Origin of the sequence: Burkholderia sp. BCC1977, assembly GCF_905339595.1 — a bacterium.
Classification (GTDB): domain Bacteria; phylum Pseudomonadota; class Gammaproteobacteria; order Burkholderiales; family Burkholderiaceae; genus Burkholderia.
Window position 1 is genome coordinate 142343 of the sequence record NZ_CAJPGQ010000002.1, and the last position, 20990, is coordinate 163332.

The window sequence follows — 20990 nt, forward strand, 5'->3', positions numbered from 1 at the left end:
TCCCATGGACAACAACGATCCCATCCTGCGCTACTACGAAGCGGAAATGCGATACCTGCGCGAATCGGGCAAGGAATTCGCGAAGGCACACCCCGACCGGGCGCGCCTGCTCAATCTGGACCGCGTCGGCGATCGCGATCCGTACGTCGAGCGTCTTTTCGAGGGCTTTGCGTTCCTGACGGGGCGGCTCCGGCAAAAACTCGATGATGAGCTGCCGGAGCTGACCGAAGGACTCGTCAGCCTTTTGTGGCCGCACTATCTGCGGATGATTCCTTCGCTGTCGATCGTCGAGCTGACGCCGTTCGCGGAGAAACTGCAGAAAACCGAAGTCGTGCCGGCGGGTGTACCGGTGCGGTCCGCACCGATCAACGTGCCGTCGCCGGGCGGCGTAGAGGGCGTGACGCCGCGGACGGTGCAATGTCTGTACCGGACGACGCAGGCCGTTGCGCTGCAGCCGGTGTCGATCACGCATGCCGGGCCGGCCGTGCGCCACGACGGCCGCTCGGTGATTCGCCTCGGCTTCTCGCTGCATGGGTCGGCGCTGCGCAGCGAAACGGACCTGTCGCGGCTTCGATTGCATCTGAACGCGGATCTGCCGACCGCATTCGCGATGCATCTTGCGCTGACGCGTCAGGTCGATGCGATCGACTGGCGCGTTCCGGAAGTCCGCGACGGCGAACCGGTGCCGCTCGCCGGCGTGACGATCGAGCCGGCAGGGTTTTCGGCGGAAGAGCGGTTGTGGCCCAAGGCGGATGCGGCGTTCTCCGGATATCAGCTGCTGCTCGAATACTTCACGTTCCGCGAGAAATTCCTGTTCGTCGATCTGTGCGGGCTGGACATCTCGACGCTTCCTGAAAAAGCGGCTCGCTTCGAGCTGGAAATCCTCCTGACGGACGCGTATCCGTCGGACCAGCGTTTCCACGCGGAGAACGTGCGACTGTTCTGTTCGCCGGTCATCAACCTGTTCGAACTGGACGCCGAGCCGATCGAAATCGACCATCACGAAACCGAATATCGCGTGGTGCCGGCCGGTCACCAGGGCGAGCACGTCGAAACCTATTCGGTCGACGCGATCGCGACGTTCGATCACGATACGGCCGAACGATACGAATACGTGCCGTTCGCGACGTTCCGGCATCGTGGCGGCATGCTGCGGCACGAGGCGCCGGAACGCTATTTCCACACGCGCGTGCGCGCGGGCGTATCGGGTCTGCACGAAATGTGGGTGATTCTCGGCGGCCACGCGTGGGAAACAATGGATACGCTGCCCGAGGAAAGCCTGTCGCTGCGCGTGACGGGTACGAACGGGCTGCTGCCGCGCAAGGGGTTGCGCGAAGCGAGTCTCGACGAACTGGCGGCCAGCACGCCGAGCGTCGCGGGTGTACGCAATCTCGTGTCGCCGACGTTGCCGCTGTATCCGCCGACGGAAGATCGCTTCCAGTGGCGCGTGCTGTCGCATCTCGCGCCGAATTTCCTGTCGATGATGAACGCCGAGGTATTGCGCGGCGCCTTGGCGCTGTACGACTGGACGAACGAAGAACTGAACCGGCGGCGGCTCGCCGGCATCCTGCATGTGTCGCAGGAAATGATCGAGGAGGTATCGGGCGGAGCGGTCGAGCGCGGCGTGCTGATCGAAGTCACGCTCGATGCGCATGCGTTCTCCGGCGAAGGCGACGTGATGCTGTTCGGTGAACTGCTGCATCGGTTCTTCGGTGCGTATGCGGAGATCAATCTGTTCACGAAGCTGGCGATCGTCAGCCTGCCGTCCCGGTCGCGGACGGAATGGCCGCGCAGCAAGGCTCGGCGGGCACCGCTATGAGTGCATCGATCGATCGGGTGCGTGCTGAAGCCGCCGAGTCGAAAAGTCTGCCGGCGGTGGCCGGAAGGCTGTTCGAGCAGGCGCCGAAGATGACTTTCATGCAGTTCTGTCGTCTGCTGGAGGCATGTGCGCCCGAACGCCCCGGGTTCGGTACGCGCGATACGCCGGAGCATGAGCCGGTGCGTTTCCGGCCGCGTCCCCGGTTGGGATTTCCAGCGGGTGAAGTGGCTGCCGTCGAGATTGACGACGAACACCTCGATGCACCGCCAACCGTGCGCACGACCTTCATGGGCCTCTATGGCGTCGACGCGGCCATGCCGTCGCACATGATCGACGAGATCGTATTGCGGGAGGACGGGCACGAAGCGGTCGAGGCGTTTCTCGATCCGTTCAATCACCGGGCGGCGACGCTGCTGTATCGCGCATGGAAGAAATACCGCTATCCGGAGCGTTTTCGGGCCGGCGGCATCGACGATTATTCGCAGAGCCTGTTGTGTCTGGCGGGATTTGGATGGGGCGACAAGCCTTTGCGGGCAGGCTTGCCGAATTCGCGGATGCTCGCGTTGCTGGGGCTGTTGATCCAGCGTACGCGTACGTCGGAAGGGCTGGCTGGCGTGGTGGCGCTGGCCGCGCCGGGGGCCGGCGTACGCGTCGACGAATTCTGGACGGTCATGACAAGCGCAGGCAAGCCGCGGCCGTTGACTTCAACGCGTTCGACCGTCGATGCGCCGGCGGACGGCGCACGTGCCGGCCTCGGGGGCGGTTACGTACTCGGCAGGCGCGTCGCTTATCGCAGTCGTGCCGTGCGAGTGACGCTGCGGCCCGTCGATGCGCAGCAGGCGCACGATCTGTTGCCGGGTGCCTGGTTGCATGGCGAGTTGCTGGCGTTCATTCGGCTGTATATGGGCATCAAGGCCGATGTGCATCTGCGCATGGAGGTGTCGTCCGGATTCGTGCCGAAACCCGTTGTCGCGATCGGGCGCACGGATCCTGCGCCGCGTCTCGGCTGGACCACGGTCTTGCCGTCGTCGGAGGCACGCATGATCGATATCGCGCTCGGCGTCTACGAAGCGTTTCCGACGCCTCAACCCAACCCGCATCTCATGCATCGCACGATCTGATCTCGGAGACTCAATGTTCAATCGAATGAGCGCGGCAACGGTTGCCGCAGTGTTGCTTTTGTCTGGCTGCGGGGCCTGGCAGTCCGTGTCGGATGCGTCGTCGAATGCCTATCGCGCGGTGTTCTTCAAGCAGGTGAAAGTGCTGAAGGTGGATTTGACGGCGCGGGCCGCACTGAATCCCGATGAGGCGGGGCGGCCGACGTCGGTGGCTGTTCGCGTGTATCAGTTGAAGGATCGCAAGGCGTTTGATCAATCGTCATACGACGATCTGCTGAAAAATGACCGCGCTCTGCTTGCGCAGGACTGGCAAGCGGATACGTCAGCGGTCGTCAATCCGGGCGCGTCGGCAAGCCTGTCCCAGCCGATGCAGCGGGATACGAACTTTGTCGCGATCGTGGCGTTCTATCGGAATCCCGGGGACAACGGCGGTTGGAAGCGTGTCGTCGAAAAGAAGAAGCTCGATGCCGAAAAGCCACTGAAACTGGAATTGTCGAAGAACGACCTGCAAGCGGCTGGCACGGTGCCGGGCGTCAGGGAGGCGCGATGATCGGTGCCGGTCGGTACATCGGCTTATCGGCGGAAAGCGAAGAAGCGGCGCCACCGGGCCGCCCGCAGTGAAACGCGGCGGACCAGGGGAGTGTGTTTGCGTGTCGCGGCCACACCATGCAACACGCGGATTTCATGATGGACGCCGGCGTATGGCGACGGCATCCATCACACCCACTTACCGATCATCCTCCCGCACCGAAGAAGGATGCCGGCACAGCGCCCGCACGTCCATCTCCATATACGGAAACAACGGCAGCTGACTCAACAGGTCATGCAGTTGCTGCACGCTCTCGACATCGAAAATACTGACGTTCGCATACTGCCCCGCGATCCGCCACAGATGCCGCCAGACGCCTTCGTTCATCAGCCGCTGGCACATCGCCTTCTCTTCGGCCTTCAGCGTGGCTGCCTTGACCGGATCCATGTCCGCCGGCAGACGGACGGTCATTTCCACATGAAACAGCATTCTGCACTCCTTGCGTTGTCGATGCGTCGAACGGGACGGCCGCTCAGGCCTGCGCCCGCGCCCGCTCGACTTCGCTCGCCGGCACGTCCTGCTTGTCCTTGAGCAGCGAGAAATCGAAGTCGATCAGCGCGAACTGCCCGTCGACGCCATACGGCTTGCCTTCCGCGCCCTCGGCCTGCTTGATCGTCGGGATCAGCCCTTCGCGGGTCGCGAATGCGAAGTCGTCCCAGATATGCGGATCGCCTTCGATGTTGATCTGCGTCGTCAGCTTACGATATCCGTTCGCGGAAACGAAGAAGTGGATGTGCGCGGGACGATGGCCGTGGCGGCCGAGCTGGTCGAGCAGCTGCTCGGTCTTGCTGCCCGGCGGCACGCTGTAGCCGACCGGCAGCACGCTGCGGAAGCTGTAGCGGCCCTCGGCATCGGTGCGGATCGAGCGGCGCAGGTTGAACGCCGGCTGCGACTGATCGAAGTACGAGTAGTTGCCCAGATGGTTCGCGTGCCACACCTCGACGAGCGCATTCGCGATCGGCGCGCCGTCCTGACCGAGCACCTGGCCGCGCATGATCAGCGTCTGGCCCGGATCGGTGCCGTCGTCGAGACGCGCATGGCCGACCGATTCCGGCGCGCCCGCGACATACAGCGGCCCTTCGATCGTGCGCGGCGTGCCGCCATGGAAGCCGGCCTTCTCCTCGGCCTCGTCCATCCGCACGTCGAGGAAGCGTTCGAGGCCGAGGCCCGCGGCGATCAGCCCGAATTCACGGCCGGCTTCGTTCAGGTAGTTGAGCGCGGTCCAGAACTCGCTCGGCTGCACGTCGAAGTCCTCGATCGTGTAGCAGAGGTCCTTCACGATCCGGTTGACGATCGCGCGCACGCGCGGGTTGCCGGGCTGTTCCGCGGCGTCGTCGAAGGTCTTCAGCAGGGCGTCGATGGCTGGCTTGTTCATCTGTGTCTCCGGTTTCGGTTGTCGTGTCGTGTGGGATCAGCGGGCGCCGCGGCGCATCCGTTCGATGCGGGCCCAGTCGAAGGTGATGCCGAGGCCGGGCGTCGCCGGCAGGTGCAGCTTGAAATCCTGGTAACGCAGCGGCTCGACGAGGATTTCCTCGGTGAGCAGCAGCGGGCCGAACAGCTCGGTACCCCATTTCAGCGAGCCGAACGTGCTGAACAGTTGCGCGGACGCCATCGTGCCGGCCGCGCCTTCGAGCATCGTGCCGCCGTACAGGTCGATGCCGGCCGCCGACGCGATCGAGGCAACGCTCGCCGCGCCGAGCAGGCCGCCCGACTGCGCGATCTTCACCGCGAATACGTCGGCCGCGCGGTCCTGCGCGAGCGCGAATGCATCGACGGGGCCGTGCAGCGCTTCGTCGGCCATGATCGGAATCCGCGCGAGCTGCGTGAGGCGTTTCAGCCCCGCGCGATTGGTTGCGGCGATCGGCTGCTCGACGAGGCTCACGCCGGCGTCCGCGAGTCGCGCGGCGGCCCGGATCGCGTCGGTTTCGGTCCATGCCTGGTTCACGTCGACGCGGACGTCGCCGCGCTCGCCGAGCGCGCGCTTGATCGCGATCACGTGCGCGACGTCGTCGTCGACCGCGTTCGAGCCGATCTTCAGCTTGAATGCGCGATGGCGGCGCGCGTCGAGCATCGCCTCGGCCTCCGCGATGTCGCGCTGCGTGTCGCCGCTCGCGAGCGTCCAGGCGACGTCGACCGCGTCGGTCGTGCGGCCGCCGAACAGCTCGGACAGCGGCACGCCGAGGCGGCGCGCCTGCGCGTCGAACAGTGCGGTTTCGATCGCGCACTTCGCGAACCGGTTGCCCTGGAACAGCTTGCGCGCACGCGCCATCGCGGCGCCCGGGCGCGTCGCATCCATGCCTTGCAGCAGCGGCGCGAAGTAGGTGTCGATGTTGACCTTGACGCTCTCGGGGCTCTCCTCGCCATACGCGAGACCGCCGATCGTGGTCGCCTCGCCAACGCCTTCGATACCGTCCGTGCATCGAACGCGGACCAGCACGAGGGTCTGGCAATTCATCGTGGCGACCGACAATTTGTGGGGCCGGATGGTCGGCACGTCGACAAGCAGCGTGTCGATGCGTTCGATGGTGGCGGCAGTTGCTATCATGCGATTCCTCCTGTTGGTGCACATGGTAGGAATTCCCGCCCGGCGTCGTCCAACACTCTTTCCGACTACTTCCATACCTTTGAGGCATGAAATGGAATTGCGCCAGCTCCGGTACTTCATCGCCGTCGCGGAGGAAATGAACATCACGCGGGCCGCGGAGCGGCTGCACATGACGCAGCCGCCGCTGAGCCGCCAGCTCCAGGCGATCGAGGACGAGGTCGGGTTGCCGCTGTTCGAGCGCGGCGCGCGGCCGCTGAAACTGACCGACGCGGGGCGCGTGTTCTACGCGCAGGCGACGCGCGTGGTCGAACAGGCCGACGAGCTCGGCCCGCTGACGCGGCGGCTCGCGCAGTTGTCGGAGCGGATCGTGATCGGCTTCGTGCCGTCGACGCTCTATGGCGCGCTGCCGGACGTGATTCGCGCGTTTCGCGAGGCGCAGCCGAACGTCGAGCTGTCGCTGATCGAAATGTTCACGCTCGAACAGCTCGGCGCGCTGAAGGGCGGGCGGATCGACGTCGGGTTCGGCCGCTTGCGCTTCGACGACGACCAGCTCGTGCGCGAGGCGCTGATCGAGGAAAAGCTGATCGCGGCGCTGCCGGTCGGGCATCCGCTCGCGGATCCGGACCGGCCGCTGACGCTCGCGGACATCGCGAACGAGACGCTGATCGTCTATCCGAGCACGCCGCGGCCGAGCTTCGCGGACCAGCAGCTGTCCGCGCTGCGCGACGGCGCGCTGGTGCCGGCGGCCGTTCACGAGGTGCGCGAACTGCAGACGGCGCTCGGGCTCGTCGCCGCGCAGGTGGGTGTGTCGCTGGTGCCGGAAAGTGTGGAAGGCGTGCGCGTGAAGGGCGTCGTCTACCGGCGGCTGCCGGAACCCACGGCGACGTCGCCGATCATCATGAGCCGCCGGCTGCACGGCGAAAGCGCCGCGACGACGGCGTTCTGCGCGATCGCGCGGGCGATGATCGCGCCGGCGGGGTAGGGTCGGTCGCTCCCGTATAGATTGCAACTAACGGTCGATTTCGGCGCGCGACGCCGAATGCGGAGAAGCCGTCGCGATGCGATGTCATTTGCCGCAGATGCGGACGCGCAGCGAGCCGGCAAGCCGACCAGGCCGCCAGGCGTCAAGGCGTCAAGGCGTCAAGGCGTCAAGGCAGCAAGGCAGCAAGGCAGCAAGGCAGCAAGGCAGCAAGGCAGCAAGGCAGCAAGGCAGCAAGCCAGCACCGCACCAAGCCCCGCCCCCACCTACCGCTTCCCGTCGAGCGTCTCCGACGGCGATTCGCCGAACTTCTCCCGGTACGCGATCGCGAACCGCCCGAGGTGCGTGAACCCGCAATCGAGTGCGATATCGGCGATCCGTCGCTCGGACACCGACCCGCGCAGCAGCTCCCGCGCATGATCGAGCCGCGTCGCGCGCAGGTATTGCATCGGACTCATCCCGCGGAACTGCAGGAAGGCGTCGCGCAGCGTCCGCTCCGGCACGTTGGCGGCCTGGACGATATCGGCGAGCTGCAGCGGCTGCGCGTAGTGCGCGTTCACGAACTCCTGCGCGCGCCGCACGAAGCCGGGTGCCGGATCGTGGCGTGCGCTCAGTACCGACGGCGGGTGGCCCTCGATCAGCAAATCGATCAACAGGTGCTCGAGCTGCGACGCGACACGCGGGTTGGCATTCGCGCGTTCGAGCAGCTCGGGCGAGCGGGCGACGAGCATCAGCTGCTGGCGCCACGCGGCGAGCGCGGCATCGCTGATGTGCAGCACGGGGTCGAGCGTCGCGCGCGGGTCGCCGGTCAGCGCGCCGACGGTTGCGGCATCGATGCGCAGCACGAACTGCTCGCAGTCGGCGGACAGCACCGCGTCGAAGCGTTCGCCGGGCGCGCACAGCACGCCCGTCTGCCCGTCGACGCCGAGCCGGCGCCCCATCGCGCGGACTTCCGCCTGCCCGGACAGGCAGAACATCAGCAGGTAATAGCCGTCGACGGCGTCGACCTGCACGCGCATCGCGTCGCCGAACGCGATGGTGCCGATCCCGAGCCCGCCGAGCCGGACGAAATCCATATGCGATGCGCCTTGCACGCGGCCGCTCGGCAGCAGCGCGTGCGGCTGCATCACGCGCGAGATCCGCTCGCGCGTCTCGTCGAGATCGCGGGATTCGAACAGCCGGTGCGCGCGCAGCGCAAGCGGCTCGAACGACGTTGGGGACATGGGCATCGGCCTTGGTGTGGACGCGCGCTTCGATCCGACGAATGGGTCGCGATCGTGCGCCGGGTCGCGTGTGTCGCCATGCTAGCGCAGAAATCCGCCGAAAGTGGATATTGCGCCGCCGCAATCGCACTTTCCGGATAGACGCCGAATATTAGCTTTTCAAAAATCGGCTCCATGCCATCAACGAAACGGAACCACAAGGAGTCCGACATGGAGCAGACAGAATCGCCCGTCGTATTCGCCCCGCGCGACGACGCGTCCGATGTGCGCTTTCCGCACGACGACGGTTCGCGCGTGCCGTACAAGGTGTTCAGTTCGCGCGCGGTCTACGATCGCGAGCAGGAGCGCATTTACCGCGGGCCGACCTGGAATTTCGTCGCGCTGGAAGCGGAAATCCCGAACGCCGGCGACTTCAAGAGCACGTTCGTCGGCGACACGCCGGTCGTCGTCACGCGCACCGAGGACGGCACGCTGTCCGCCTGGGTGAACCGCTGCGCGCACCGCGGCGCGCAGGTCTGCCGCAAGTCGCGCGGCAACGCGAGTTCGCACACGTGCGTCTACCACCAGTGGAGCTTCGACAACCAGGGCAACCTGCTCGGCGTGCCGTTCCGGCGCGGCCAGAAGGGGATGACCGGGATGCCGGCCGACTTCGACCCGAAGCAGCACGGGCTGCGCAAGCTACGCGTCGACAGCTATCGCGGGCTGGTGTTCGCGACCTTCAGCGATGAAGTGATGCCGTTGCCCGAATACCTGGGCGAGCAGATGCGGCCGTGGATCGACCGGATCTTCCACAAGCCGATCGAGTATCTCGGCTGCACGCGCCAGTATTCGAAGTCGAACTGGAAGCTGTACCTGGAGAACGTGAAGGATCCGTATCACGCGAGCATGCTGCACCTGTTCCATACGACCTTCAACATTTTCCGCGTCGGGATGAAGGCGCGCTCGATTCCGGATGCGAACCACGGGCTGCACAGCATCATCACGGTGACGAAGACGGGCGACGACACGTCGGCCGCGTACAAGCAGCAGAACATCCGCTCGTTCGACGAGGGCTTCCATCTCGAGGACGAGTCGATCCTCGATCTGGTGTCGGAATACGACGAGGACTGCACGAACCACATCCAGCCGATCTTCCCGCAGCTCGTGATCCAGCAGATCCACAACACGCTGGTCGCGCGCCAGATCCTGCCGAAGGGGCCGGACAACTTCGAGCTGATCTTCCACTTCTTCGGCTACGCGGACGACACGCCCGAGCTGCGCGCGCTGCGCATCAAGCAGGCGAACCTGGTCGGGCCGGCCGGCTATATCTCGATGGAGGACACCGAGGCGACCGAACTCGTGCAGCGCGGCACGGTGCGCGATGCCGATGCGACGTCGGTGATCGAGATGTCGCGCGGCAATCCGGACCAGCAGGACACGGTGATCACCGAAAGCCTGATCCGCAAGTTCTGGGTCGGGTACCAGAAGCTGATGGGCTATTGAAGCGGGAGCGCGGAACGATGGAACACCTGACGGAAGACATGAAGACGTGGTTCGAGATTTACATGCTCCAGAACCGCTACATCGGCCACCTCGACAACGACCGGCTCGAACACTGGCCGGCAATGTTCACCGAGGACTGCACGTACGAGATCGTGCCGAAGGAGAACGCGGATCTCGGGCTGCCGGTCGGGATCGTCCACTGCACGAACCAGCGGATGCTGCGCGACCGCGTGGTGTCGCTGCGGCACGCGAACATCTATGAAGAGCACACGTACCGGCACATGACGTCGGGCCTCACGATCGTCGCGGAGCGCGACGGCGAGATCGACACCGAGAGCAACTACGTGGTCGTGCAGACGCGCAGCAACGGCGAATCGAACGTGTACCAGGCCGGCAAGTACTACGACACGGTCGTGCGCACGCCCGACGGGCTGCGCTACAAGACCAAGCGCGTGATCTACGACACGTCGCGCGTGCAGACGCTGCTCGCGACCCCGATCTGACAGCCAAGGAAACGACATGACCGAAGCACTGCTCGCCGAATGGCACCCGCTGGGCGCATTCGACGAATTCTCCGAAGACGAACCGGCGGCGCGCGTCGCCGGCCAGAAGCCGATCGCCGTGTTCCGGATCGGCGACGAACTGTTCGCGATGCACGACCTCTGTTCGCATGGTCACGCGCGCCTGTCCGAAGGCTATGTGGAAGACGGTTGCGTCGAATGCCCGCTGCACCAGGGGCTGATCGACATTCGCACCGGTGCGCCGAAATGCGCGCCGATCACCGAGCCGGTACGGACCTATCCGATCCGGATCGTCGACGGGCAGGTGGAAGTCAATGTCGGCTGACCCGTTCGTGATCGTCGGCGCCGGCCACGCGGCGCGGCGCACGGCCGAGGCGCTGCGCGCGCGCGACGCCGCTGCGCGCATCGTGATGATCGGCGCGGAGCGCGAGCTGCCGTACGACCGGCCCGCGCTGTCGAAGGACGCGCTGCTGACGGACGGCGGCGAGCAGCGCGCGTTCATCCGCGATGCCGCGTGGTACGACGCGCAGCACATCGCGCTGCGGCTCGGCACGCGGGTCGACGCGATCGAGCGTGATGCGCAGCGGGTGCGGCTCGACGACGGCACGACGTTGCCGTACACGCGGCTCGTGCTCGCGACGGGTTCGCGGGTGCGTGCGTTCGGCGGGCCGATCGACGAAGGCATCGTCCCGCATTACGTGCGCACCGTTGCCGACGCGCGTGCGTTGCGCGCGCAACTCGCGCCGGGGCGTCGCGTGGCGGTGCTCGGCGGCGGCTTCATCGGCCTCGAAGTGGCGGCCGCGGCGCGCCAGGTCGATTGCGACGTGACGGTGATCGACCCGGCCGAGCGCTTGCTGCAGCGTGCGTTGCCGGAAGTCGTCGGCGCGTATGCGCGGCAACTGCACGACGCGCGCGGCGTGAGCTTTCGGATGGCGACGCTGCCGCGCGCGATTCGCCGCGCACCGGGCGGCGGCGCGATCGTCGAGACCGATCGCGGCGACGTGCCGGCCGACATCGTGGTAGTCGGCATCGGCGTCGTGCCCAATGTCGAACTCGCGCAGGCGGCCGGCCTCGAGGTCGACAACGGGATCCGTGTCGATGCGGGATGCCGGACGGCCGATCGCGCGATCTTCGCGGCGGGCGAGGTGACGATGCACTTCAATCCGCTGCTCGGGCGCCACGTGCGGATCGAGTCGTGGCAGGTCGCGGAAAACCAGCCGGCCGTCGCGGCGGCGAACCTGCTCGGCGCGGACGAAACCTATGCCGAGCTGCCGTGGCTGTGGTCCGATCAGTACGACTGCAACCTGCAGATGCTCGGGCTGTTCGGCAGCGAGCGGACGACCGTCGTGCGCGGCGATCCGGCGAGCGGGCCGTTCACGGTGTTCGGGCTGGACGACGACGGGAAGATCGCGGCGGTGGCCGCGGCGAACCTGGGGCGCGACATCGGCGCATCGCGACGGTTGATCGCGGCAGGCGCCGTCCCCGATCCGGTGCAGCTCGCCGATCCGGCGGTGAACCTGAAGACGTTTCTCTGAGGCAGTGCGCGAACGCGGCCGGCTTGGCCGTGTTCGCGTCGGGTAGCGGGAACGTTGAAAGAAACCTGTTCCGGACAACCTTTCCGGCTCGTGCAACGCGCACGGGTTTGTCGCGGGCCGGCGATCGGTGCATATTAGCGGCATTGCCGTTTCACCGGTCGCCCATGACGCCAGACAAAGCCCTCGAACTGAAACGCAGCAAGCGCCGCGCGCTATGGCTGTTGCTGGCCGCCGTCGCGGTGTTCGTCACGACGATCCTGCTGCCGCGCGGCCCGTGGGTCGACGGTTTCAAGGCGGTGGCCGAGGCCGCGATGGTCGGTGCGCTCGCCGACTGGTTCGCGGTCGTCGCGCTGTTCCGCCGCGTGCCGATCCCGTTCGTGTCGCGCCACACCGAAATCATCCCGAAGAACAAGGACAAGATCGCCGACAACCTCGCGGTGTTCGTGCGCGAGAAATTCCTCGGCCCCGACGCGCTCGCCGCGCAGATCCGCCAGCACGATCCCGCGCAGAAGCTCGGCGCATGGCTCGGCGAGCCGGCGAACACCGACGCGCTCGGCGGCTACGTGACGAAGTTGATGAGCTTCGCGCTCGACATGACCGACGACGCGCGGATCCAGTCGTTCGTCCACGACGCGTTCCGCGCGGTGATCGACCGGATCGACCTGTCGCAATCGGCCGGCGCGATCCTCGACACGCTGACGAAGGACGGCCGCCACCAGGCGCTGCTCGACGACGCGATCGAGCAGGTGGTCGACGTGCTCGACAAGGAGGAGAACCGCGAGGTGATCGCGGGTTTCATCGTCGAATGGCTGAAGACGCAATACCCGAAGGTCGAGAAGATCATGCCGACGCAGTGGTTCGGCGAGAACGGCGCGCGCATGCTGGCGAGCGCGGTGAGCCGCGTGCTCGAGGGCGTGGCGGCCGATCCCGAACACGAGCTGCGGCAGCGCTTCGACCGCACGGTCGTGCGGCTGACCGAGCGGCTGAAGCACGACCCGGCGTTCATCGCGAAGGGCGACGAGATCAAGCGCTACATCCGCGACGGCGACGCGTTCAACGACTATGTGCGCGATTTGTGGGACCAGTTGCGCGCCTGGCTGAAGGCCGATCTCGCGCGGCCCGATTCGGCGCTGCACCGGCAGGCCGCGACGCTCGGCGGCTGGCTCGGCGCGCGGCTCGCGGAGAGCCCGGCGCTGCGTGCGTCGCTGAACGAGCACATCGAGAAGGCCGTGCACGAGATGGCGCCGGATTTCGCGGATTTCCTGATGCGCCACATCCGCGACACGGTGCGCAACTGGGATGCGCGTGAAATGTCGCGGCAGATCGAGCTGAACATCGGCAAGGACCTGCAGTACATCCGCATCAACGGCACGCTGGTCGGCGGGCTGATCGGGCTCGGGCTGTATCTGGTGTCGCTGGTGCCGCGCTGGGCGGCGGGGTGGCTGCATTGACGCGGGCGCGGCCATCGCGCAGATGGCGTGCAGCCGCGCGCCGTCGAATCACGCGTGCGCCTTCGCGCCGTGCAGTTGCAGGCCGAGCGCCTTGATCACCTTCAGGATCGTGCCGAAGCTCGGATTGCCATCGTGTGACAGCGCCTTGTACAGCCCCTCGCGCGACAGGCCGGCGTCGCGCGCGACCTGCGACATGCCGCGCGCGCGGGCGATCACGCCGAGCGCATGCGCGATGAAGGCCGGGTCGTCGCCGGCTTCCTGCAGACAGGCCTCGAAGTAGTCGGCCATGTCGTCGTCGGTTTTCAGGTGTTCGGCCGAATCCCACGGCCGGGTCTTGATCTTGTCCATCGATCACTCCAGGTCGAGCCGCGCGAGCATCGCGTGCGCGGCGCGGATGTCCGCCTGTTGCGTCGACTTGTCGCCGCCGCCGAGCAGGATCACCCATATCGTTCCGCGCCTGACGTAATAGACGCGATAGCCGGGGCCGTGGTCGATACGCATTTCGACGACGGGCGCGCCGGCGGATTTCCAGTCGCCCGGATTGCCCATCGACAGACGGTCGATGCGCGCCTGGATGCGCCGCCGGGCGACGCGATCCGGCAGGCCGGCAAACCACCTGTCGAAGCCGTCGGTGGTCCGGATACTGAATGTAGGCGCACTGTAGGACATGGATCGCAATATGTCAACCATGGTTCACAGGTTCGATGAATGGAATTCGATTGCCTCTACAGTAGGGCCGCGCGCGCCGTTTGACGTCGAATTGGCCGTCAGGCCGATCCTGTCGCGCGGCCGGACCCGGCCATTCGGTCGAAGCCGGAATTTCGCGAATCCGTCTACAATCAAAAACGTCCTTGCCGCCCGCGCGTGCTTGCCGCGCGCGGGCGGATCCGTTTGTCCTCCTGCACAGGGAGGCGCCGCCGCGCTTCGCACGGCGGGCAGTACCGTGGTCAGTGTCCAGTAGGTAAGCGTCCGCGTGCCGTAGGCCGGCGCGCGTTCTGAACGTCGCGCGCCCGTAAGCCGGGCAGGCGGCATCAACCGAGAGTCCCCCATGAAAGCATCGGATCTGTTCGTGAAGGCGCTGGAGGCCGAAGGCGTCGAGTACGTATTCGGCATTCCCGGCGAGGAAAACCTCGATCTGCTCGAATCGCTGCGGCGATCGAAGATCAAGCTCGTGCTGACCCGGCACGAGCAGGCGGCCGGGTTCATGGCCGCCACCTACGGCCGCCTGACGGGCCGCACCGGCGTGTGTCTCGCGACGCTCGGGCCGGGCGCGACCAACTTCGTGACGGCGGCCGCGTATGCGCAGCTCGGCGGCATGCCGATGCTGATGATCACCGGGCAGAAGCCGATCAAGTCCAGCAAGCAGGGCCATTTCCAGATCGTCGACGTCGTCGACATGATGCAGCCGCTTACGAAGTTCACGCGGCAGATCGTGTCGATCGGCAACATTCCGTCGGCGGTGCGCGAGGCGTTCCGCCGCGCGGAGGAGGAGCGCCCGGGCGCCGCGCACCTCGAACTCCCGGAGGACATCGCGCACGAGGAGGGCGACGGCAAGCCGATTCCGCGCAGCTACAGCCGGCGGCCGGTGGCCGAGGAGAAGGCGGTCGCGCACGCGGTCGACGCGATCCAGGCCGCGCGCCACCCGCTGTTGATGATCGGCGCGGGCGGCAACCGCAAGACCACCTGCAAGATGCTGCTCGAATTCGTCGACAAGACGGGCATCCCGTTCTTCACGACGCAGATGGGCAAGGGCGTGATCGACGAAACGCACCCGCTGTGGCTCGGCAACGCGACGCTGTCCGACGGCGACTTCGTGCACCGCGCGATCGAGCACGCGGACTGCATCATCAACGTCGGCCACGACGTGATCGAGAAGCCGCCGTTCTTCATGCGTACGGACGACAAGACCGTGATCCACGTGAACTTCCTCGGCGCGCAGGTCGATCCGGTCTACTTCCCGCAGATCGAGGTGGTCGGCGACATCGCGAACGCGGTGTGGCAGATGAAGGAAGCGGTGACGCCCCAGGCGCACTGGGATTTCGAGCGCTTCGCGATGATCAAGACGCATTTCGACGCGCACCTGGAGAAAGGCCAGCACGACCCGCGCTTCCCGATGTATCCGGTGCGGATCGTGAACGACCTGTACAACGCGCTGCCGGTCGACGGGATCGTCTGCCTCGACAACGGGATGTACAAGATCTGGTTCGCGCGCTACTGGCGCGCGCACGAACCGAATTCGCTGCTGCTCGACAACGCGCTCGCGTCGATGGGTGCCGGCCTGCCGTCGGCGATCGCGACGAAGATCGTGCATCCGCAGCGCAAGGTGATCGCCGTGTGCGGCGACGGCGGTTTCATGATGAATTCGCAGGAACTCGAAACGGCCGTGCGGCTGAAGCTCGACATCGTCGTGATGATCCTGCGCGACGACGCGTTCGGGATGATCCGCTGGAAGCAGGAAAACATGAACTTCCCCGATTTCGCGATGACGCTGAAGAATCCCGATTTCGTGTCGTATGCGCAGAGCTACGGCGCGCACGGGCATCGCGTCGAAGCGGCCGACGATCTCGAGCCGCTGCTGCGCGACTGCTTTGCGACGCCGGGCGTGCACGTGATCGACGTGCCGATCGACTATTCGGACAACGAGCGCGTGCTCAACCGCGAAATCAAGCGCCTGTCGGCGCAACTCTGAATCCGCCGTTCACCGGAAGGAGCGTGCCATGCTGAAGGATACCTATCCGTACTACCTGGCCAATGAGGCCGTCTACGCGAACACCGATCTGGAAGTGACCGACAAGTTCAGCGGCAAGGTCGCGACGCGCGTCGCGCTGGCCGACGCGCAGGCGATCGATGCGGCCATCGGCGCGGCGGTCGACGCCGCGAAGCCGATGCGGGAGTTGCCGGCCTACCGGCGGCAGGCGGTGCTCGACCACTGCGTCGCGCGCTTTCGCGAGCGCTTCGACGAGCTGGCCGAGGCGCTGTGCATCGAGGCCGGCAAGCCGATCAACGATTCGAAGGGCGAAGTGACGCGGCTGATCGATACGTTCCGCGTCGCGTCCGAGGAGTCGGTGCGCATCGACGGCGAAGTGATCAACCTCGAGATCTCCGCACGTGCGCAAGGCTACACCGGCTATACGCGGCGCGTGCCGATCGGCCCGTGCTCGTTCATCTCGCCATTCAACTTCCCGCTGAACCTCGCCGCGCACAAGGTCGCACCGGCGCTGGCCGCAGGCTGTCCGTTCGTGCTGAAACCCGCGAGCCGCACGCCGATCGGCGCGCTGATCATCGGCGAGGTGCTCGCGGAAACCGACCTGCCGAAAGGCGCGTTCTCGGTGCTGCCCGCGCATCGCGACGGCGCGGACCTGTTCACGACCGACGAGCGCTTCAGGCTGCTGTCGTTCACGGGCTCGCCGGCCGTGGGCTGGGCGCTGAATGAGAAGGCCGGCAAGAAGAAAGTCGTGCTGGAACTCGGCGGCAACGCGGCGGCGATCGTCGACGCGGATCAGCACGGCCAGCTCGACTACGTGGTCGAGCGCCTCGCGTTCGGCGCGTACTACCAGTCGGGCCAGAGCTGTATCGGCGTGCAGCGGATCCTCGTGCATGCGGACCTGTACGACGCGCTGCGCGACAAGCTGATCGCGAAGACGCGTTCGCTGAAGATGGGCGATCCGAAGGATCCGTCGACGTTCGTCGGTCCGATGATCTCCGAATCCGAATCGCGCCGGCTGTCGGGCTGGATGGATGCGGCCGTCGCGGCGGGCGCGAAGATCGTCGCGGGCGGCAAGGTCGACGGCGCGATGTTCGAGGCGACGCTGCTGGAAAACGTCGGCCGCGAACAGGACCTCTACCGCAAGGAGGCATTCGGTCCGGTCGCGATCCTCGAGAAGTTCGAGCGCTTCGACGATGCGCTCGCGCGCGTCAACGACAGCGACTTCGGGCTGCAGGCCGGCGTGTTCACCGATTCGCTCGCGCATGCACAGCGCGCATGGGACGAGCTGGAGGTGGGCGGCGTCGTGATCAACGACGTGCCGTCGTTCCGCGTCGACAACATGCCGTATGGCGGCGTGAAGGATTCGGGGCTCGGCCGCGAAGGGATCCGCTACGCGATCGAGGACATGACCGAGCCGCGCCTGATGGTCGTGCGGCGCCGCTAGCGCGACGCGCGGCCGCATGACGGCACGCGGGCGGGCGATCGCGCCGGCCCGCGTGCCGTTTTCGTTTCGGCGCACACCGACGGGCGCGGCGCCGCCCGCCGTGCGCCATCGTGGCGGCACCGGGTGCCGCGCCGGCCGAACGCGCTCGACTGCACGCATCGCATCGTGATGTAATCGCGCGAAATGGCCAACCGGGGTACGACACCGGCTGGCGTGCGCATTCATTCTTCACGAGGTCGATTCATGTCCCCCGTCTCGGCATTCAAGCTGGTTCTGTTGTCATTCCTCGCGATCGTCGCGCTCGAATGCATCGCGAAGCGGTTGCGGTTGCCGCCCGCGGCCGCGCTGCTGATCGGCGGCATCGGCATCGCGTTCATTCCCGGCCTGCCGCCGATCAACCTCGATCCGGAACTCGTGCTGCTCGTGTTCCTGCCGCCGCTGCTGATGGACGGCGCGTATTTCTCCGTGTGGGAGGAGTTCAAGCACAACGTCGGCGGCATCCTGATGCTCGCGATCGGCGCGGTGGCGTTCACGACGTTCGCGGTCGGCTTCGCCGTGCATTGGGTCGTGCCGTCGCTGCCGTGGGCCGCGTGCTTCGCGCTCGGCGCGATCGTGTCGCCGCCCGACGCCGTGGCCGCGAAGGCGGTGCTCGAACGCGTCGCGCTGCCGCGCCGGCTGATGGTGCTGCTCGAAGGCGAAAGCCTGTTGAACGACGCGGCGGGCCTGGTGCTGTTCCGCTTCGCGGTCGCCGCCGCGCTGACGGGCGCGTTCAGCCTCGAGCACGCGGTCGTGCGCTTCGCGGAACTCGGGCTCGGCGGTGTCGTGGTCGGCTTCCTGGTCGGCAAGCTCGTCGTGTGGTTCCTGAAGCTGCTCGACGACGACTATCTGGTGGTCACCGTCGCGGTGATCGCCGGCTGGATCGCGTACATCGCGGGCGAGATGGTCGAGGTGTCGGGCGTGATCGCGACGGTCACGGCCGGCATGATCGTCGGCTGGCACCAGCACGAGGTGTTCTCGGCAGCCGTGCGCACGCGCGGCACCGCGTTCTGGCAGGTCATCGTGTTTCTGCTCGAGGCGCTGGTGTTCGTGCTGATCGGGCTGTCGCTGCGCGGCGCGATCCACCGGCTCGGCGGCTTCGAGCAGGTGCTCGCCACGATGGTGCCGCCGGTGCTCGCGGTGCTGGCGGCGGTGATCGTGTCGCGCTTCGTGTGGATCTACGCGGTCGAGGCGCTGAAGGTTCCGGTGCGCGGGATCGTTCGGCGCGGTGTCGCGCCCGACTGGAAGGCCGCGACGATCATGAGCTGGGCCGGGATGCGCGGGGTCGTGACGCTGGCGATCGCGCTGTCGTTGCCGGAGGCGATGCCGGGCCGCGACGTGATCCTGGTCGCGTCGTTCGCGGTGATCCTCGTCACCGTGCTGCTGCAGGGCACGACGATCGGGCCGCTGATCCGGCTGCTGCGCCTGCCTCAGCACGAAGAGCGCGCCGCGCATCACCTGACCGAGCCGCAGGCGTGGGCGCATGTCGAGGCTGCGCAGCTCGCGGCGATCCAGCCGCTGGTGCGCGACGAGAGCGGCAAGGTGATTCATCCGCGCCTGCTGGAGCAATACACGTATCGCGCGGAACTGACCGAGCGGGCGAAGAACGAGCCGGCTTATCCGGCGGAGGTGCGCATCGCGCACTACGACGTCGTGCTGGCCGCGATCAAGGCCGGGCGTGCGGAACTGTTGCGCCTGCATCGATCGGGCCGCATCCACGACGAGATGCTGCACCTGCTCGAACGCGATCTCGACCTGCAGGAAGTGTCCGCGCAACACGCGCGCGGGTAACCGGCCACGCGGGTGGGCCGGGTACGCACGGCCGCCTTGTTGCGCCAACCGGGTTCGGCGGGCGGCGCCCCGGGCCTTCGCGTCGCGGCCGATCCGGTCACGGCGCGCGACTTTCCCCCTCCATCTCCCCGTTTCCGTCGCATCCGAATCCAGCCTCGACAGGTTCGACGCGAGGGCCTTGCAGCGCATGCAAACCTCGTGGCATCGGCTTCGCAAACGTTCTCGTCTTTCGCGTCCGGAAATGATCTGATTTATCTGAATCCCGCTCTTTCGCCATATTTGGCAAAACTAAACCGGAAGGAGATAGATGCTGTGTTCTAATTTCATTTAGAATCAGCCGGTTATCTTTATTGAGAGAAAGCGCGCAGAGGTAATGCGACCGTCGGCGGGGGAAAATCGGCGCTCGGATCTCCGTGAGGCAATGCCGACAGGCCAGATCGGCAACAATAGGCGGATTGCTCAGCCGCAAAATTAAGATGGCGTCCAAGTCGTATAAACAACTCCCATGAAAGAATCAATTGGAGATTTGGCGTTTGAAACGGTATTTATGAAAGAATCGAGCGGAGAAAATGCGCCGGATTGTCTCGAGTCGGGGCTATCGGTTCTGCTCGTCGACGATCAGCCGTTCGTCGGCGAGGTGATCCGTCGCGCGCTGCGCAGCGAGCACGATATCGACCTGCATGTGTGCACCGACGCACACCGGGCGATGGCGGTCGCGCGCGACGTGAAGCCGACGGTCATCCTGCAGGATCTCGTGATGCCGGAAATCGACGGCCTCGACCTCGTTCGCGCGTGGCGCGCGGACGCCGACACCGCACGCGTGCCGATCATCGTGCTGTCGGCGAAGGAAGAGCCGATCGTCAAGCGCGAGGCGTTCATCGCCGGCGCGAACGACTATCTCGTGAAGCTCCCGGACGCGATGGAGCTGACCGCGCGCATCCGCTATCACTCGAATTCGTACCTGATGTCGCGGCAGCGCGACGAAGCGCTGGATTTCCTGTCGCACGACATGCGCTCGCCGCAGACGTCGATCCTCGCGCTGCTCGAAGTCTACCGGACCGAGCACGGCGACATGCCGGCGATCATGGAGCGCATTGCCGGCCACGCCCGGCGCGCGCTCGCGCTCGCCGACGGTTTCATCCACCTGACCCGCGCGCAGTCGGAACGCCGCGCGCACGAGGTCCTGAGCCTCAACGAGATCGTGCTCGACGCCGTCGACCAGCTGTGGGAGAAGGCGGCCGGCTTCGGCAGCCGGGTCGTTGCCCACGTGCCCGGCACCGAGTGCGTGACGATGGGCGACCGCATGATGCTCACGCGCGCGGTCGCGAACCTGATCGACAACGCGCTGAAGTACGGCCCGGCCGGTACGGACGTGCATTGCACGCTGCGCGACGACGACGGTGCCTGGCTGATCGGCGTCGAGGACGGCGGCTCCGGCATCGCGCCCGGGCAGCGCACGGCCGCGACCGAGTCGTTCGTGCGGCTCGAATCCGTGCATGGCGCGGCGCGCGGCGGCTTCGGCCTCGGGCTTGCGTTCGTCCGCGCGACGGCCGCGCGGCATCGCGGCCAGATCCTGATGCGCAATACGGCGCGCGGCTTCATGGTCGCGCTTCGGCTGCCGGCGCAAGCGGAGCGATGATTTCGCGGCGCGGCCCGCCGGTGCCGCGTTGCCCGCAGACCCCGATGCGCTCGTGGCGCGCCGTCCGGCGCGCAGGCGGGCGCGGATTTTTTCAACGCTGATTTTGGAAAG

At 66.5% G+C, this 20990-nt stretch carries 19 protein-coding genes; 13 read left to right on the top strand and 6 right to left on the bottom strand.

What is annotated here, in order from left to right; genetic code table 11:
• Window positions 1-4 precede the first annotated feature (4 nt).
• From tssF to tssJ, 3 genes are read left to right on the top strand one after another with little or no spacing between them, the layout of a single operon-like run.
• Window positions 5-1819, top strand: a complete 1815-nt coding sequence (tssF, locus tag U5771_RS02610) for a type VI secretion system baseplate subunit TssF (protein WP_322022516.1) — start codon at window positions 5-7, stop codon at window positions 1817-1819.
• Window positions 1816-2940, top strand: a complete 1125-nt coding sequence (gene tssG, locus U5771_RS02615) for a type VI secretion system baseplate subunit TssG (protein WP_415859380.1) — start codon at window positions 1816-1818, stop codon at window positions 2938-2940. Before tssF ends, tssG begins: the two co-directional genes overlap by 4 nt.
• Window positions 2941-2953: 13 nt before the next feature.
• Window positions 2954-3487, top strand: coding sequence for a type VI secretion system lipoprotein TssJ (tssJ, locus tag U5771_RS02620; RefSeq protein ID WP_322022518.1), 534 nt, complete (start codon window positions 2954-2956; stop codon window positions 3485-3487).
• Window positions 3488-3664: 177 nt separating this feature from the next.
• Here tssJ and catC read toward each other — a convergent pair whose 3' ends face one another.
• The 3 genes from catC to U5771_RS02635 are packed head-to-tail and all read right to left on the bottom strand — an operon-like array spanning window position 3665 to window position 6071.
• The gene (gene catC / locus U5771_RS02625; protein ID WP_322022519.1) at window positions 3665-3955 is read right to left on the bottom strand and encodes a muconolactone Delta-isomerase; all 291 of its coding nucleotides are present in this window, start codon (window positions 3953-3955) and stop codon (window positions 3665-3667) included.
• Between the two features lie 43 nt (window positions 3956-3998).
• Window positions 3999-4901 (bottom strand): catechol 1,2-dioxygenase, encoded by a 903-nt coding sequence (gene catA / locus U5771_RS02630; protein ID WP_322022520.1) that lies wholly within the window; start codon window positions 4899-4901, stop codon window positions 3999-4001.
• Between the two features lie 36 nt (window positions 4902-4937).
• Window positions 4938-6071, bottom strand: coding sequence for a muconate/chloromuconate family cycloisomerase (locus tag U5771_RS02635; protein ID WP_322022521.1), 1134 nt, complete (start codon window positions 6069-6071; stop codon window positions 4938-4940).
• Between the two features lie 91 nt (window positions 6072-6162).
• On the opposite strand from U5771_RS02635, the gene U5771_RS02640 reads away from it, so the two are divergent.
• Complete coding sequence (locus tag U5771_RS02640) at window positions 6163-7053, top strand: LysR family transcriptional regulator (protein WP_322022522.1); 891 nt, start codon at window positions 6163-6165, stop codon at window positions 7051-7053.
• A gap of 263 nt (window positions 7054-7316) precedes the next feature.
• Here the strand turns inward: U5771_RS02640 and andR are convergent, their stop codons facing one another.
• Entirely contained in the window at window positions 7317-8273 is a 957-nt protein-coding gene (andR, locus tag U5771_RS02645) for an anthranilate 1,2-dioxygenase regulatory protein AndR (RefSeq protein ID WP_322022523.1), read from the bottom strand.
• A gap of 210 nt (window positions 8274-8483) precedes the next feature.
• On the opposite strand from andR, the gene andAc reads away from it, so the two are divergent.
• The 5 genes from andAc (at window position 8484) to U5771_RS02670 (ending at window position 13262) form a co-directional block, all read left to right on the top strand.
• On the top strand, window positions 8484-9755 hold the full coding sequence (gene andAc / locus U5771_RS02650; protein WP_322022524.1) for an anthranilate 1,2-dioxygenase large subunit AndAc: 1272 nt from the start codon (window positions 8484-8486) through the stop codon (window positions 9753-9755).
• Between the two features lie 17 nt (window positions 9756-9772).
• The gene (gene andAd, locus U5771_RS02655) at window positions 9773-10258 is read left to right on the top strand and encodes an anthranilate 1,2-dioxygenase small subunit AndAd (protein ID WP_322022525.1); all 486 of its coding nucleotides are present in this window, start codon (window positions 9773-9775) and stop codon (window positions 10256-10258) included.
• Window positions 10259-10274: 16 nt separating this feature from the next.
• Window positions 10275-10601, top strand: a complete 327-nt coding sequence (andAb, locus tag U5771_RS02660) for an anthranilate 1,2-dioxygenase ferredoxin subunit AndAb (protein ID WP_322022526.1) — start codon at window positions 10275-10277, stop codon at window positions 10599-10601.
• Window positions 10591-11811 (top strand): anthranilate 1,2-dioxygenase system ferredoxin--NAD(+) reductase, encoded by a 1221-nt coding sequence (gene andAa, locus U5771_RS02665; RefSeq protein ID WP_322022527.1) that lies wholly within the window; start codon window positions 10591-10593, stop codon window positions 11809-11811. The genes andAb and andAa overlap by 11 nt, the downstream gene beginning before the upstream one ends.
• A 164-nt stretch (window positions 11812-11975) precedes the next feature.
• A complete protein-coding gene (locus tag U5771_RS02670) occupies window positions 11976-13262 on the top strand; it encodes a DUF445 domain-containing protein (RefSeq protein ID WP_322022528.1) in 1287 nt (428 codons plus the stop codon).
• 48 nt (window positions 13263-13310) lie between these two features.
• On the opposite strand, the gene U5771_RS02675 is transcribed toward U5771_RS02670, so the two are convergent.
• Complete coding sequence (locus tag U5771_RS02675; RefSeq protein WP_006750245.1) at window positions 13311-13610, bottom strand: addiction module antidote protein; 300 nt, start codon at window positions 13608-13610, stop codon at window positions 13311-13313.
• Window positions 13611-13613: 3 nt separating this feature from the next.
• Window positions 13614-13931, bottom strand: a complete 318-nt coding sequence (locus U5771_RS02680) for a type II toxin-antitoxin system RelE/ParE family toxin (RefSeq protein WP_322022529.1) — start codon at window positions 13929-13931, stop codon at window positions 13614-13616.
• 379 nt (window positions 13932-14310) lie between these two features.
• Here U5771_RS02680 and U5771_RS02685 point away from each other — a divergent pair, with 379 nt between their 5' ends.
• The 4 genes from U5771_RS02685 to U5771_RS02700 all read left to right on the top strand — a co-directional run bounded on the left by U5771_RS02685 (window position 14311) and on the right by U5771_RS02700 (window position 20879).
• Window positions 14311-15951: an acetolactate synthase large subunit gene (locus U5771_RS02685; RefSeq protein ID WP_322022530.1), complete on the top strand. Its 1641-nt coding sequence runs from the start codon at window positions 14311-14313 to the stop codon at window positions 15949-15951.
• A 28-nt stretch (window positions 15952-15979) separates the two neighbouring features.
• Window positions 15980-17413 (top strand): aldehyde dehydrogenase family protein, encoded by a 1434-nt coding sequence (locus tag U5771_RS02690; protein ID WP_322022531.1) that lies wholly within the window; start codon window positions 15980-15982, stop codon window positions 17411-17413.
• A gap of 243 nt (window positions 17414-17656) precedes the next feature.
• Window positions 17657-19240: a Na+/H+ antiporter gene (locus U5771_RS02695; RefSeq protein WP_322022532.1), complete on the top strand. Its 1584-nt coding sequence runs from the start codon at window positions 17657-17659 to the stop codon at window positions 19238-19240.
• Between the two features lie 505 nt (window positions 19241-19745).
• Window positions 19746-20879, top strand: coding sequence for a hybrid sensor histidine kinase/response regulator (locus U5771_RS02700; protein WP_322022533.1), 1134 nt, complete (start codon window positions 19746-19748; stop codon window positions 20877-20879).
• The last annotated feature ends 111 nt before the right edge of the window (window positions 20880-20990 follow it).